Source organism: Bacillus cereus group sp. MYBK216-1 (assembly GCF_051916495.1).
In the GTDB taxonomy this organism is placed as follows: domain Bacteria; phylum Bacillota; class Bacilli; order Bacillales; family Bacillaceae_G; genus Bacillus_A; species Bacillus_A thuringiensis_K.
This window is the reverse complement of sequence record NZ_JBQAGT010000004.1, coordinates 230,568-246,264: the sequence shown is the minus strand read 5'-3', so window position 1 is coordinate 246,264 and position 15,697 is coordinate 230,568. Positions and strand designations below refer to the sequence as shown.

Here is a 15,697-nt window from a genome sequence, read left to right as displayed (position 1 = left end):
TAGTCCCCCCGATTAAAATTCCGCAAGTTCACGCATTGCTTTTTCAACTTTATCTGGATTTACCATAAAGAATTTTTCCATTGTTGGTGCATATGGCATTGCTGGAACGTCTGGACCTGCAAGACGTGCGATTGGCGCATCTAAATCAAATAGACAGTTTTCAGCAATAATTGCTGCCACTTCACTCATAATGCTTCCTTCTTTATTGTCTTCTGTTACAAGAAGAACTTTACCTGTTTTAGAAGCTGCTTCAATGATTGCTTCTTTATCTAATGGATATACAGTACGTAAATCAAGAATGTGTGCAGAGATGCCATCTTGTGCTAACTTTTCAGCTGCTTGAAGAGCAAAATGAACACATAATCCGTACGTGATAACTGTAATATCATCACCTTCACGTTTTACATCTGCTTTTCCGATTGGTAATACGTAGTCATCCTCCGGCACTTCACCTTTAATTAAACGATATGCACGTTTATGTTCGAAGAATAATACTGGATCTTCATCACGAATGGCTGCTTTTAATAAGCCTTTTGCATCATATGGTGTAGAAGGGATAACGATTTTTAAACCTGGCTGGTTTGCAAACATCGCTTCTACAGATTGTGAATGATACAATGCACCGTGAACACCCCCACCAAATGGTGCACGGATTGTAACTGGACAAGTCCAATCATTATTAGAACGATAACGAATTTTTGCTGCCTCAGAAACAATTTGGTTTACTGCTGGCATGATGAAATCAGCAAACTGCATTTCAGCGATTGGACGCATACCATACATTGCTGCACCAATTGCTACCCCAGCAATTGCAGATTCTGCAAGCGGTGCATCAAGCGCACGATCTTCACCAAATTGATCATACAAACCGTGTGTCGCTTTAAATACGCCACCTTTTTTACCAACATCTTCTCCTAAAACGAATACTTTTTCATCGCGTTCCATTTCTTCGCGCATTGCTAATGTAATAGCATCAATATAAGACATTACAGCCATGAAACGTTCCCCCCCTATTCTGCGTATACGTGCTTCAATGCATCTTCAGGTGCTGCATACGGAGCATTTTCTGCATATTCTGTTGCTTCATTTACGATATGCATAATTTCGTCTAACATTTGTTTTTCCAATTCCTCAGTTAACACACCAGCTTCTTTTAAATAAGCCGCGAATGTTATAATTGAATCTTTTTTCTTTGCTTCTTCTACTTCTTCTTTATCACGATAAACACGATCATCATCGTCACTAGAATGTGCTGTTAAACGATATGATACTGTTTCAATTAAAGTTGGGCCTTCACCACGACGACCGCGATCTGCTGCTTCTTTTACAGCTTTATATACTGCAAGCGGATCGTTTCCGTCTATTGTATATCCAGGCATACCATAACCAATTGCACGATCTGATACGTTTTTACATGCTAATTGTTTTTCAACCGGAATAGAGATTGCATATTTGTTATTTTCACACATAAAAATAACAGGTAGTTTGTGTACACCAGCAAAGTTTGCCCCTTCATGGAAGTCACCTTGGTTTGAAGAACCTTCTCCAAATGTAACGAACGTTACTAAATCTTTCTTCTCCATTTTTCCAGCTAGTGCAATACCAACTGCATGTGGTACTTGCGTTGTTACTGGAGATGAACCTGTGACAATACGATTTTTCTTTTGACCGAAGTGACCAGGCATTTGACGACCACCAGAGTTTGGATCTCCAGCTTTCGCGAAAGCAGACAACATAAGCTCTTTAGCTGTCATACCAAATGCTAGTACAACACCCATATCACGGTAGTATGGTAATGCATAATCTTTCTCTCTATCAAGAGCGAACGCCGCTCCAACTTGTGCAGCCTCTTGTCCTTGACAAGAAATTACGAATGGAATTTTTCCAGCACGGTTTAATAACCACATACGTTCGTCGATTTTACGTGCAAGTAACATCGTACGGAACATTTCTAATACTTGCTCATCACTTAAGCCAAGCTCTTCATGGCGCTTTTCTTTTACTTCTGCCATTTTTCATAACCTCCTAAATCCACATTTTTATGCGTGTAACGCTCTTCCATCTACAGCAAGTGCTGCTTCACCAATCGCCTCAGATAATGATGGATGCGGATGAATTGTATGTGCTACTTCCCAAGGTGTTGCATCAAGTACTCTTGCAAGACCAGCTTCAGAAATCATATCTGTTACATGTGGTCCAATCATATGAACACCAAGAATGTCATTTGTCTCTTCATCAACTACAAGTTTTACGAAACCATCTGATTCTCCGTATACAAGTGCTTTTCCGATTGCGCGGAATGAGAACTTACCTACTTTTAACTTATAGCCTTTTTCTTTCGCTTCTTGTTCTGTTAAGCCAACAGAAGCAACTTCTGGACTGCTATATACGCATTTTGATACCATAGAGTAATCAATTGGTGTAACTTCTTTCCCTGCAATATGTTCTACTGCAGTAATTCCTTCATGAGAAGCAACGTGAGCAAGTTGCAGGCCACCGATTACATCTCCAATTGCGTAAATATGCGATTCTTTCGTTTGATAAAACTCATTTGTTTGAATGTATCCTTTTTCCACAACGATATCTGTGTTCTCTAAGCCAATATTTTGCGTATTCGCTTGTCTTCCTACAGATACAAGCATTTTTTCTGCTTTAAATTCTTTATTTTCACCGTTGTGTTCAGCTTGGATTGTTACTCCATTATCTTTTACCAATGTTTCTGGTAATACTTTTGCACCAGTTACCACTTTAATACCTTTTTTCTTGAATAGACGTTGCATTTCTTTTGAAACGTCTTGATCTTCTAGTGGTAATATCGTTTTTGCATACTCTAATACTGTAACTTCTACACCGAAGTCAGCAAGCATAGATGCCCACTCAATACCGATTACACCGCCACCAACGATAATAACCGAACTAGGAAGCGTTTCCATTTTTAGGGCATGATCCGAAGACATTACGTATTCTCCATCTAATTCTAAACCTGGTAATGAATTTGGACGAGAACCTGTTGCAACAAGTACATTTTTTGGAATTAACATTTCATTCTCTTCTCCACTTGCAAGTTCAACTGAAATTGTCCCTGGCATCGGAGAGAAAATAGATGGGCCAAGAATACGGCCAATACCTTCAAACACATCAATTTTACCTTGTTTCATTAAGTGTTGAACGCCTTTATGAAGCTGCGTTACAATCTTCTCTTTACGCTCTTGTACTTTCGCAAAGTTTAGTTCTACATTGCTTGCAATAACTCCGAACTCTTCGCTTTTTTTAGCAGTTGCATATACTTCCGCACTACGTAAAAGAGCTTTACTAGGGATACATCCTTTGTGTAAACAAGTACCACCAAGATTTTCTTTTTCGACTAGTGCAGTTTTTAACCCTAGTTGTGATGCACGAATTGCAGCAACATATCCACCAGTACCGCCGCCAACGATGACTAAATCATATTCTTTTGCCATTATCTCAACCCCTAGCTACCGTTTCTTTTTCACGTACAACGTATTCTTTTGGAGCTTCTTCTTCACGTAATACACGAAGTGCTCCTTCTGCTAACGCTTCTAACTCATCTTCGCCTGGATGTACAATAACATCTGCAATCCAGTCCACTCGCTCTTTTATTTCATCGACAAGAATTTTACTGTATGCCAGTCCACCAGTTAATACGATTGCATCGATTTTCCCGTGAAGTACAGCGCTAGCTCCGCCAATCTCTTTTGCAACTTGATATGCCATTGCTTTATAAATAAGAGTTGCTTCAGGATCACCTTTTTCAACCATTTTCTCTACTTTAATCGCATCATTTGTACCGATTAAACTTACAAGTCCACCTTGTCCGACAAGCTTTTTAATCATTTCATCTCGGTAATACTCACCAGAGAAACACATTTCTACTAGTTGCCCTACTGGTACTGTACCAGCACGCTCTGGACTAAATGGTCCTTCTCCGTTTAAACCGTTATTCACATCGATTACTCTTCCTTTTTTATGAGCACCAACTGTAATACCGCCACCCATATGTGTAACTAATAAATTTAAATCCTCGTATTTGTGATTTAACTGTTCAGCTACTTTACGAGCAACTGCTTTTTGATTTAATGCATGGAAGATGCTTTTGCGTTCCATACCAGCAATACCACTTATACGAGCAACCGGCTCCATCTCATCTACAACGACAGGATCCACAATGAATGCAGGAATGTTTAATCCAGAAGCAATTTCATATGCTAAAATGCCTCCAAGGTTTGAAGCGTGATGACCGCTAAAGCCATTTTTCAAATCTTCTAACATCGCATCGTTTACTGTATACGTACCGCCTTCGATTGGACGAAGTAATCCACCACGCCCACAAACAGCGTTTAATTTTGAAATGTTAATACCATGAGAATGTAGAACTTCTAAAATCGTTTCTTTTCGAAACTCATATTGGTCGATAATTCGCTTGTATTTCCCAATCTGTTCTACGTCATGACGAATCGTTTCTTCTAAAACGGGTCTTTCATTATCAAAAACACCAATTTTTGTGGATGTACTACCTGGGTTAATAACAAGAATTCGATTTACAGACAATGTTGCTACCTCCACTAATAAATTCAAAAGGAAGCGGAAACCTCATAAGAGGTAACCACGCCTTTTGTAAAAGTTATATATGAATGATTAGCGACGGCTAATAATATCGTGACCGTTGCGTAAGTAAGTGCTACGAGAATTTTTCAAGCTTGCAATGCGCTCTTCAGCTAGACGATCTGCCGCTACATAAGTTGCTATGCCATCGCGTTTTGAAATTTCGATTACTTTTGCAATTGTGTCATAAATAGACTCAACACGTTTTAGTGCACGTTCTCTATTGTATCCATATAATTCGTCTGCTACGTTAATTACGCCACCTGCATTAATTACATAATCTGGTGCGTATACAATACCCATTTCATGAATGATGTCACCGTGACGATTTTCTTTTAATTGGTTATTTGCAGAACCTGCGATTACTTTTGCTTTAAGTTGTGGAATAGTTTCATCATTAACTGTTGCGCCTAATGCACATGGTGCGTAAATATCGCATTCAACACCGTAAATTTCATTTGGTTCAACTGCTGATGCACCGAATTCTTCTACAGCACGTTGTACAGCTTCTTTATTAATATCTGTAACGATTAATTTTGCTCCTTCAGCGTGTAAATGTTTGCATAGGTGATATGCTACGTTACCAACGCCTTGAACAGCAATTACTTTTCCTTCTAAATTGTCAGTACCGAAAGCTTCTTTTGCAGCTGCTTTCATACCACGGTAAACACCGTATGCAGTTACTGGAGATGGGTTACCAGAAGAACCGAATGATGGTGAGATACCTGTTACAAAGTCAGTTTCTTCATGGATAATATCCATATCATCTACTGTTGTACCAACATCTTCAGCTGTAATGTAACGTCCGTTTAGTCCTTGGATATAACGTCCTAGTGCACGGAACATTGCTTCGCTCTTATCTTTACGAGGATCACCGATAATTACTGTTTTCGCACCACCTAAGTTTAAACCAGCTGCTGCGTTTTTGTATGTCATCCCTTTTGCAAGACGCAATGCATCTTCAATCGCCGCTTCTTCAGAATCATATGTCCACATTCTTGTTCCACCAAGAGCCGGTCCAAGTGTTGTATCATGAATTGCAATAATTGCTTTTAAACCAGATTCTTTATCTTGACAAAATACTACTTGCTCATAATCATATTTTTCTAAGTATTCGAAGATTTCTAATGTCATTGTCGTTTCCCCCTAATGTTTTACCCTTTTTGGTTTATTTTGAAGCAGTCGCAACTGCCAATGCTAATGAATATACTTTTGTTTCTGCTGAATCAGCACGAGATGTTAAAACAATCGGTGCTTTTGCGCCAGCAATCATTGCTCCTACTTTTGCATCCGCAAAGTATACGAGTGATTTATATAGCACATTTCCAGCTTCAATCGTTGGGACGAGTAAAATATCTGCCTTACCTGCTACATCACTTACTATGCCTTTATGCTCTGCTGCAATTTGTGATACTGCATTATCTAAAGCAAGTGGTCCATCAACGATACAACCTTTAATTTGTCCGCGGCGATTCATTTGTGTTAACATCGCTGCATCAATTGTCGCCTGCATCGCTGGATTCACAACTTCTACTGCTGCGATTGGTGCCACTTTGGGCAAGTCGATTCCTATTGCCTGGGCAACTTCTACAGTATTTTGTATAATAGCAGCTTTTTGTGTTACGTCAGGTGCGATGTTCATCGCTGCATCTGTAACGAAAATAAGACGGTCGTAATTTTGAACTTCAAATGCTGCTACATGTGAAAGTACGCTACCTTTACGTAGGCCCCACTCTTTGTTTAACACAGCCTTCAAAATATTTGCTGTTGGGATGTTCCCCTTCATAAGCACATCTGCTTCACCATTTCTCACAGCTTTAACAGAAAGTTCTGCAGCTTCAGCACTAGACATTGCTGCAATCACTTCAACATGTTCTGAAGTTTGTAAACCATGTTCTTGTAGCATCCCCATTATTTTTTCTTGATTTCCATATAGACGAAATTGAGCTAGCTGTAATTTAATTGCTTTCGCTACAGCTTCAATTACTTCATGATCTTCAGCTACTGCTACAGCCACAGTTTTTTTAGGCTGTCCTGCTTGATCAATTAAGTATTCTAACTTCATATTTTGTAATCAACCCTTTCCGTCGTCCCTCGTCCATTTATAAAGCAAATACCGTGCCAACTTTTAAAAGTGGTCTTACCAATAATGAAAACGTATTCAAAATGCAGTAAAATCAATACTTTGGAAAATAACGAAAAATTCTGTCTTATCTTGTCGCTTTTTGCATACCATGCAATAAATTGCACGGCATGCAATTTATTGCGTGCTATTTTTTGCATGGTTATACTTTTCTAGCTTGTAATATAAATTTCGAACGGAAATTCCTAACGCTTTTGCAGTTTGTGTTTTATTCCCATCAAATCTCTCCAAATATTCATAAATAATATTCCCTTCAAACTCTGTCACTAAATGTTCAAGTGGCTTTTCTTCTAATTCAGGTAATAAATGAGATTGCTTTGACTCCACCTGCTCTTCGTTATGTAATGGCGGTAAATGGTGTACATCAATATAGGTCTCGTTATAATTCATAAAGATAATAGCTCTCCCCAAAATATTTTCAAGTTCCCTCACATTTCCTGGCCATTCGTATGATTGTAAATATAAAACGGCTGAATCAGTGAGCCCTTCTACATTACGACCGTAATCTTGATTAATTTTTTGAATCAACCTGTCCGCAATTGTCGGTATATCTCCTTTACGTTGACGAAGAGATGGAATTTGAATTGGGATTTTATTTAATCGATAATATAAATCCTCCCTAAACTTCCCTTCTAGAATAGCCTTTTCTAAATTCACATGTGTCGCTGCAATTACTCGAACATTAATAGGTATCGCTTTCGTTCCACCAACTTTTACAATTTCTTTTTCCTGCAATACACGAAGGAGTTTCGCTTGTGTATTTGCAGACAACTCCCCTATTTCATCTAAAAAAATACTACCGTTATTCGCTTCCTCAAAGAACCCACGTTTCCCGCCTCTTTTCGCTCCAGAAAACGCCCCTTCCTCATAACCAAATAATTCACTTTCTAACAACGTCTCCGAAATGGCCGCACAGTTTACACGGACGAACTTATTGTATTTTCGATTACTTCCATTATGGATTGCATGTGCAAACAATTCTTTACCAGTCCCAGATTCCCCGCGTAACAGTACTGTTGCTGGTGTATTCGCTCCTAGCTTCGCCTGTTCGATAGCTGCAGTTGTTTCATCTGAATTTCCGACAATATCATCAAATGAATATTTCGCTTCTAATGTGCGAATAATTTGCCTTGCTCTATTCAATTCATTTGTTAATTTTTGAATTTCCGACACGTCACGGATAACGCCGACGCTTCCTTTCAATATTCCATCCACAATAACTGGTGCTACGTTTACAATTACATCTCGCTTTTTTTGCCCAATCTTCATATGTATTCCGCGCACCGCACGACGCGTTCGAAGTACTTTCATATGCATACTTTCGCCTTCTACAATATCAGTTGTAGCAGGCTTCCCAATAATATCTTCTTCTGTTAAACCCGTTAATTTCGTATATGCCGGGTTAATGACTAAACCTCTTCCTTTTTCATCCACAACTGAAATCGCTTCTTCAGATGAGTTAATAATTGCCTCTAATAGTGTTTGAATTTCTTTTAAATCTGTAACTTCTTCCGCAAGATCTACAACTTCTGTTATATCTTTAAAAATTGCAAATGCCCCTTGCACCTCTCCGCCTTCTTTTAATATTGGAATACGCGTTGTAATAATTTTCTTTCCATTCTCTAATGTCAGTTCATAATTTACTTCTATTTGTTTCGTACGTATAATGCGAAGTAATTTACTAGTTGGAATGACTTCTAAAATATATTTTCCTATCGCCTCTTCTTTTTTATATCCGATAATACGCTCTGCACTTTTATTAAAAAGACGAACTTGTCCCTCTCGATCAATTACGATCATGCCGTCATGTGTAGAATTTAAAATTAATTCTCCTTGTTGCGTTTGTTCCTCTAACTGCCCAATTAGCCCTTCCTTCTCATGCGCTAATCCTGTAACAATTTTTGCGATATCACCTGGTATAAGAAGAGTGTCTTTTTTCTTTTTTTCCAATAAAACTTTATGTACATCATCTTCACCTGTCATATCAAATATTACATCAATATGCATAGAAAGAAATGGAGTTACACTTTCTCCAATTGCAATCCCGTATTCCTTAGCAATTTGTAATCCTTTTGCCAATGGATTTATATCAATAATCCCTATAATTTGAAATATATTCGAACTTTGTAACAGATTCAGCAGTGCGCTCCCGCCTTCACCCGCACCAACAATTAATACTTTTTGTTTCATATATTACACTTCCTCTCGAAGTAACTCTGCAAATTTTTTCACACCCTTATCTTACTCGTTCAGCACCCTCTTGACAAACCCCTTTCCGTATAACATCATTAAAATATACGAAATAATCTGAAAAGGAGTATTATGTATGCAGCGTTACGTTGCTCTACTATTAGCACTCATCCCTATTTCATTAGCTGTATTTGGTATAAAGTTAATGAGAGATACGGTATTCGGGATTCTATTTCCACCAATTTCTATACTGTGGTTACAATTTTTAATCGGCGCTCTCTGCTTCGCGCTCGGCTTTTATATCTTTGGTGGCTTCGTCTTGCACCGAGATCGCAAACGAAATAAAGTACAAGCTCGCTTTAGAAGATAGGAATGCCCCACTATTTATAAATAAAAAAATGAGACCGTTACACGCGGTCTCATTTTTTTATTGGCAATAACGTTCTTGCCGTTTCAGGGTAATCAGTAATAATCGCCGATATATTCATATCAAAATATTTACGCATAAGCGTTTCTTCATTAATTGTATAAGGGCGAACCTCTACACCACTTTCCATCGTTAGTTCGACAATAGCATCTTGAAGGTAACGATAATTCGGATGTACTGCTGTAGCCCCCATTTTTTTCGCGTATGCCCACGGACTATGCAAACCTTCGCGATATAAAATTGCTGTTTGAATATCAGGAGCCATCATATGGCACCGTTTCATACTGTAGTGATTAAACGAAGAAAATACAACACGATCCTCTAAACTAAATTTCCGTACAAGCGTTATAACTTCTTCCTCTAAACCTCTGTATGGAATTTTATTATTTTTAAGTTCAATATTAAGTAGCAAACTCGTTTGTTCAAGCCATTCTAATACCTCTTCTAAAAGTGGTATTTTACAAAAACCTACTTTATCACCAAATTTATAACTTGCATCTAACTTACATAAGTCCTCATATACATAATTCCGAACCGCACCTTTTCCATTTGTTGTCCGGTCCACCGTTTCATCATGAATGACGACAACTTTCCCATCTTTCGTTAATTGAACATCAAGTTCAATTCCATCCGCTCTAAAAGACTCAGCCGCTTCAAATGAAATCATTGTATTTTCTGGGTACGTTCCAGCCGCACCACGATGTGCAAATATAAGAGTCATCCTCACTCCCCCAATCTTATGCTATACTATACGAAAAAGGAGGTACTTCTATGAAACCATTACAAATTTCTCCAGACACTGCAGTCCGCTTATCAAAAGCACTAGGTGTTCCACTTGAACAACTCATGCATATGCCGCAGCACATTTTAATTCAAAAGCTAGTTGAATTAGAAAAACAAAATAAAGACGAAGAATAATACAGTCCTGTTTTGCAGGACTTTTTATTATTTTCTATTATATCATGGATGCCTTTCCTACTAAAATCCTTTAACAGATGTGCTACGATGCAATTTAGCCGTCCCTTCATCATTTAATAATGAATCACACCTTTTCTTTTTTGTTACATGTAATAAAGAAAGCAGACCATTTATTTATAAGTTCCCATTGCGTCCTAAAAACACGATTATAAAAAAACTAGAAGCCCTTTATATTATTTTTTATTGAACGTGCGGAGCATCCCCTGATTCGTACAATTCTTTCGCTTTTTCCTCCCCGAATGTAGTTAAAATATAATGTTGCTCTTCTAACGCATCCATTGCTCTAGTTGCTTTACAAATGCTATCTTCTTGAGCATCCGACAAATAACTGTGATCTTCTACAATTTTACTAAAATCCTTTTGTACCCATCTATTAGCAATTGCTAATAGCTCATTTTTCTTCGCAAAGCTATTCTTATTTATAATTTCTTTTAATTTTTTAGCATTATTTTGAATAATTGGGATAGAGCCCGATTTTCGTCCTGCCACCACTTTTTGATGAGTCATGCGATGCATTGCTGTAATGACTTCTCTTTCAGTAGAATTTTCAGTAACATACACATCAACAAAGACTCCATCTATCTACTATTGTTTGGTCTTCTTTTTTATCTATTTGAGCACTCTCTTCTTTATCTACTGGATTATGGGCAAGTTCTAACATTCCAAATGTAACTGCAATAGCAAGAACTCCCATAGCTGCTACTATTCCTAGCCAAGTTGAAATTTTATTTTTCATTCCCCTTCTCCCTATCTATATCTATTTAATTGCCTTATAAAAAACTCACTTACATGTAATATTACTAAAAGTAGGTTTTATTTTCCATGATATCAAATAGTCTCTTTTTCTCAACAAAATAAAAAGACCAACGAATTATAACATTCATTGGTCTTTCATTAAAAAGTTTATTGATTTTAAAATTACTATTGAGCATAGAGTTCCAGCATGCATCGGTTTTACTAAAACGAAAACCCTTTGGTACTTCTACTCTCAGCTAGCTTTATGTTCAAGTCTCAACTTATCCGCAACCATTGCGATAAACTCAGAGTTCGTAGGTTTTGCTTTTGACATGGATACTGTATAACCAAATAAGGACGATATAGAATCAATATTCCCACGGCTCCACGCTACTTCAATTGCGTGACGAATTGCGCGCTCCACACGGCTCGCTGTCGTATTATATTTCTTTGCGATATCTGGATACAATACTTTCGTAATCGATCCTAATAATTCGATATCGTTGTATACCATGGAAATCGCTTCTCGTAAATACATATATCCTTTAATATGAGCGGGTACACCAATTTCATGAATGATACTCGTAATACTCGCATCTAAGTTTTTCGGTTTTCCATCTACTGTTGTTGCTGATCGGAATGATGGTAGTGGACGTTTAATCATAGCGTTTGCTTTACCACTCACTTGACGAATATGACTTGTTAAATTCTCCATATCAAATGGTTTTAATATGAAATATGAGGCACCTAAGTCAACAGCTTTTTTCGTCACATCTTCTTGCCCGAATGCCGTCAACATAATTACGCTAGGCTGTTTTAACCTTTCAATATGTCGCATTTTTTCCAATACAGCTAAACCGTCTAAGTGTGGCATAATAATGTCTAAAACGAGTACATCAGGTTGCTTATCTGTTAATAAGTTTAAACACTCTTGACCATTATAAGCAGTACCGATTACTTCCATATCATCTTGAGCGGCTACATAGCTCTCTAACATTGATACTAGTTCTTTATTATCATCCACAAGACATACTTTAATTTTCTCCACAGCTTTTCCTCCCTTACCGAATCGATTCTCCGACATGTGTATCCTTCTAGGCTACATGAATTGTTCGACAATTGTGTGAAAATTCCCTTTTAAAGTTTCTTACTTTCCGATAAAATCACAAAAAAATATGTTTATCGTTCATTTATTCCCTTTCGCAACACATTCCATCATAGAAATACAACGAAACGTTCAACCCTTTCCTTTTATTTTACAACAAAAAACACCTCTTGCGGAGCTTTTACAAAATTTCAACGAATTTTTCAACAGAAAAAGCGAGCTAATAATATATATTAGCTCGCTTTTTTCTCTTGATCATAAATATTAATTCCAGCTTGATGTAACATCCATTCAATATGAACACCATATCCTGATGTTGGATCATTTACAAATACATGTGTAACAGCACCAATTACTTTTCCATTTTGTACAATTGGACTTCCACTCATTCCTTGTACGATACCGCCCGTTTTCGCTAATAGACGTTTATCTGTTACTTTTATTACCATACCCTTTGTAGCTGGGAATTTTTGCTGCACTGTACTAACAACTTCAATATCAAACGCCTCTACTTTATCTTGATTAATAACTGTTAATATTTTTGCTGGTCCTTCTTTTACTTGATGAGATAATGCAATAGGCATTGCTTTATCCATTATACCGTTTTTCATATTCGTCTTTAATTTTCCAAAAATACCATATGGACTATTAATTGTAATATCGCCAATCACTTCACGGTCTGGTGAGAATCTTGCTAATTTCTCTCCTGGATTCCCATGACTACCTCTTTCAATCGATGTAACTGTCGAGCGCATAATTTGTCCATCTTCGACTTGAATCGGCTTTTTCGTATCATTATCAGAAATAACATGACCAAGTGCCCCATATTTCATAGAATCTGGATGAACAAATGTCATCGTTCCAATTCCAGCTGCCGAATCACGGATATACAAGCCAATTCGATAAGACGATTCACCGTTGTCTTTTTGTGGAGTTAGCTTCGTACGAATATATTTTCCATCTCTTAACAATACAAGATTAAGCGGTTCACCTGTTTCTCCACTATTATGAATAAACGGTGCTACATCACTCATTCTTTCAATTGTTTTACCATTAATTTCAGTAATCATATCTCCGATTTGTACACCTGCTGTTTCACCAGGAGATATTTTACCTTTTTCAGTTTGAATTAAATGATGGCCTACAACAAGTACACCTTTTGTATTTAATTTCACACCAATTGATTGTCCACCTGGAATCACTTTAAAATCTTTTAACACTTTCACATTTACTTTTTTCACTGGAAAACCAGCAAGCTGAAATACCATATCAGCTTCACCATTTTGATGAGAATTTACCATAAGTCCTTGTTTTTGTTCATTCGAACTCACTGTAAATACATGACGATTTGTGGATGAAGCTTTGAAAACTGGTAATGATGATATTTCTGATTGTTGTCCTTCAAAAACAACAAGTTGTTTCGGTGATGAAATAAACGTTCGAAGCGGTTTAAAACATCCAATAAAAACTAAAGAAACAAGGAGACAAAGACCTATTATTTTTCGAAATTTTTCTAATTTCAACTTGTTCACTCTCCTCGCTCCTACCCCACATTCAGCCTCTTGGCTTCACTTTTTAATCTCTCCTTGCAATGCTTTATTTATAACCGGAAGAATTAAGAAATCTTCATTTGAGAAAAAAAGCTATCCATTACTGGATAGCCTCTGCTGTCTGTTTAAAATGATGCGCTTGCGTAAGTAATTCTTTCGCATGCTCTGTCGTTAAATCTGTAATTTCCACACCAGAAATCATTCGAGCTATTTCTGTTACTTTATCCTCCATAGTTAAAACAGTAACCGAAGTAATTGTCCGATCATTCGCTACTTGTTTTCGAATAAATAAATGCGAATCCGCCATTGAAGCTACTTGAGGTAAGTGCGTAATACAAAGCACTTGCGAGTTTACTGATACTCGATAAATTTTTTCTGCAATAGCCTGTGCGACCCGGCCACTTACACCCGTATCCACTTCATCAAAAATAACAGATGCAACCCCTTGATGCTTAGAAAAAATGCTTTTTAAAGCTAAAATGATACGAGATAACTCTCCTCCAGAAGCAACCTTTGAAAGTGGTTTTAGCGGCTCTCCTGGGTTCGTTGAAATATAAAATTCCACATGATCGTAACCGTCCGCCGTAAGTCTTACCGGTGCACCCTCCACAAGGGGCTCTTCTGCATTTCCTTCTCTCTTCATAATTCTCACTTCAAATTTCGTTTTTTCCATATATAATTCTTTTAATTCCTGATGAATTGCATTTGTAAGATGTTCTGCAAGCTCATGACGCATATTACTTAACAACGTTGCTTCTTTCAGAATAACACTTTCTAATTCCTTCAACTGTTTCTTCGTCGTTTCAATATGAACGTCTTTATTTTCAATCGTAAAAATTTCCTTTTCAATTTTATCAGCATACGCTAAAATCTCTTCTACAGTATTTCCATATTTTCTCTTTAGCATACGAATTTCATTCAAACGTGTTTCGATTTCATCTAAACGATTTGGATCATATTCCATCATATCGAGCTTTTCTCTCAGTTGATAGGCAACCTCTTCTAATAAGTAATAACTATTTGCAATTGAATCATGATTCTCTTGATACACTTCATCTAAATGTGTAATACTTTCCATTTGCCCCATTGCACTTCTTACATTATCTAATCCTTGTCCGTCGGCACTTAACGAACGATATGCATCACCTAACGCTTTATAAATCTTTTCAAAATTAGAAATTTGTAATCGTTCCTCAGTTAATTCATTTTCTTCATCCAGCTTTAAATCCGCCTTGCGAATTTCTTCATGCTGAAACTGAATTAAATCTAAGCGATGTGCCATTTGTTGTTCATTTTCACTTAACGATTTCAATTGTTTTTTTAATTTTTCATAGTCAGCGTATACGTTTTGATATATATCTAATTGTTTAACGATTCGATCCCCATCAAAATGATCAAGCATAAACAGATGTCGTTCTTCATTCATTAAATCTTGCGTTTCATGCTGTCCATGAATATCAACAAGTGTTTTCCCAATTTCTTTTAATATGCTAAGTGTAACAAGCTTCCCATTTACACGACATACACTCTTCCCGTTCGCAGCAATATCACGCTTTAAAATAATCATGCCATCTTCTATTTCTATATCTAACTCTTCTGCCTTTTCAATACATGGATGCTTCTCATCTTCAACATAAAATAACCCTTCAATCTCAGCCTTTTCTGTTCCATATCGAACAAATTCTGCTGACCCACGGCCACCTACAAGTAAACTAATTGCATCAATAATAATCGATTTTCCGGCCCCTGTTTCACCGCTTAAAACCGTTAAACCTTTTTGAAAAGAAATATTTAATGCTTCAATAATAGCAAAGTTTCTAATCGATAATTCCGATAACAATGCCCCATTCACCTCGTTATAAAATAATCCCTTACTAAAGGATTTTCTCAGTTCTTCATTCAAATAATCATGCTATATATTTGTATGTATATACTCTTCTAACCCG

The 15,697-nt window shown here is 37.1% G+C and carries 13 protein-coding genes and 1 pseudogene; 2 read left to right on the top strand and 12 right to left on the bottom strand.

All coding sequences use genetic code 11. From position 1 onward, the window contains the following. Positions 1-12: 12 nt before the first annotated feature. The 7 genes from bfmBAB to ACTFRH_RS15720 form a co-directional block, all read right to left on the bottom strand. On the bottom strand, positions 13-996 hold the full coding sequence (bfmBAB, locus tag ACTFRH_RS15750; RefSeq protein WP_000290071.1) for a 3-methyl-2-oxobutanoate dehydrogenase subunit beta: 984 nt from the start codon (positions 994-996) through the stop codon (positions 13-15). Between the two features lie 14 nt (positions 997-1,010). Next, positions 1,011-2,012 carry a 3-methyl-2-oxobutanoate dehydrogenase subunit alpha gene (gene bfmBAA, locus ACTFRH_RS15745; RefSeq protein WP_000852550.1) on the bottom strand — a complete coding sequence of 334 codons (1,002 nt, stop codon included), beginning with the start codon at positions 2,010-2,012 and terminating at the stop codon, positions 1,011-1,013. 27 nt (positions 2,013-2,039) lie between these two features. Continuing rightward, complete coding sequence (gene lpdA, locus ACTFRH_RS15740) at positions 2,040-3,461, bottom strand: dihydrolipoyl dehydrogenase (RefSeq protein WP_001051297.1); 1,422 nt, start codon at positions 3,459-3,461, stop codon at positions 2,040-2,042. Positions 3,462-3,465: 4 nt separating this feature from the next. Then, positions 3,466-4,569 carry a butyrate kinase gene (gene buk / locus ACTFRH_RS15735; protein ID WP_000115780.1) on the bottom strand — a complete coding sequence of 368 codons (1,104 nt, stop codon included), beginning with the start codon at positions 4,567-4,569 and terminating at the stop codon, positions 3,466-3,468. A gap of 87 nt (positions 4,570-4,656) precedes the next feature. Beyond that, positions 4,657-5,757: a leucine dehydrogenase gene (locus ACTFRH_RS15730; protein WP_000171357.1), complete on the bottom strand. Its 1,101-nt coding sequence runs from the start codon at positions 5,755-5,757 to the stop codon at positions 4,657-4,659. A 34-nt stretch (positions 5,758-5,791) separates the two neighbouring features. Next, positions 5,792-6,688 carry a phosphate butyryltransferase gene (gene yqiS / locus ACTFRH_RS15725; RefSeq protein WP_000764681.1) on the bottom strand — a complete coding sequence of 299 codons (897 nt, stop codon included), beginning with the start codon at positions 6,686-6,688 and terminating at the stop codon, positions 5,792-5,794. 195 nt (positions 6,689-6,883) lie between these two features. Continuing rightward, positions 6,884-8,956, bottom strand: coding sequence for a sigma-54 interaction domain-containing protein (locus ACTFRH_RS15720; RefSeq protein WP_000810969.1), 2,073 nt, complete (start codon positions 8,954-8,956; stop codon positions 6,884-6,886). 136 nt (positions 8,957-9,092) lie between these two features. Between ACTFRH_RS15720 and ACTFRH_RS15715 the strand changes: the two genes are divergently transcribed. Further along, positions 9,093-9,326: a DUF2627 domain-containing protein gene (locus tag ACTFRH_RS15715; protein WP_001190210.1), complete on the top strand. Its 234-nt coding sequence runs from the start codon at positions 9,093-9,095 to the stop codon at positions 9,324-9,326. 49 nt (positions 9,327-9,375) lie between these two features. On the opposite strand, the gene ACTFRH_RS15710 is transcribed toward ACTFRH_RS15715, so the two are convergent. After that, positions 9,376-10,104: a glycerophosphodiester phosphodiesterase gene (locus tag ACTFRH_RS15710; protein ID WP_000172585.1), complete on the bottom strand. Its 729-nt coding sequence runs from the start codon at positions 10,102-10,104 to the stop codon at positions 9,376-9,378. A 50-nt stretch (positions 10,105-10,154) separates the two neighbouring features. Between ACTFRH_RS15710 and ACTFRH_RS15705 the strand changes: the two genes are divergently transcribed. Beyond that, positions 10,155-10,301, top strand: a complete 147-nt coding sequence (locus ACTFRH_RS15705; protein WP_000803575.1) for a YycC family protein — start codon at positions 10,155-10,157, stop codon at positions 10,299-10,301. Positions 10,302-10,541: 240 nt separating this feature from the next. Here ACTFRH_RS15705 and ACTFRH_RS15700 read toward each other — a convergent pair. From ACTFRH_RS15700 to recN, 4 genes and pseudogenes are all read right to left on the bottom strand, one after another. Continuing rightward, positions 10,542-11,097, bottom strand: a pseudogene (locus ACTFRH_RS15700) (PRK06770 family protein). 252 nt (positions 11,098-11,349) lie between these two features. Next, the gene (spo0A, locus tag ACTFRH_RS15695; RefSeq protein WP_011110369.1) at positions 11,350-12,144 is read right to left on the bottom strand and encodes a sporulation transcription factor Spo0A; all 795 of its coding nucleotides are present in this window, start codon (positions 12,142-12,144) and stop codon (positions 11,350-11,352) included. A gap of 290 nt (positions 12,145-12,434) precedes the next feature. After that, positions 12,435-13,733 carry a SpoIVB peptidase gene (gene spoIVB / locus ACTFRH_RS15690; protein WP_002164177.1) on the bottom strand — a complete coding sequence of 433 codons (1,299 nt, stop codon included), beginning with the start codon at positions 13,731-13,733 and terminating at the stop codon, positions 12,435-12,437. A gap of 118 nt (positions 13,734-13,851) precedes the next feature. Continuing rightward, entirely contained in the window at positions 13,852-15,591 is a 1,740-nt protein-coding gene (gene recN / locus ACTFRH_RS15685) for a DNA repair protein RecN (protein ID WP_000947761.1), read from the bottom strand. Positions 15,592-15,697 lie beyond the last annotated feature (106 nt).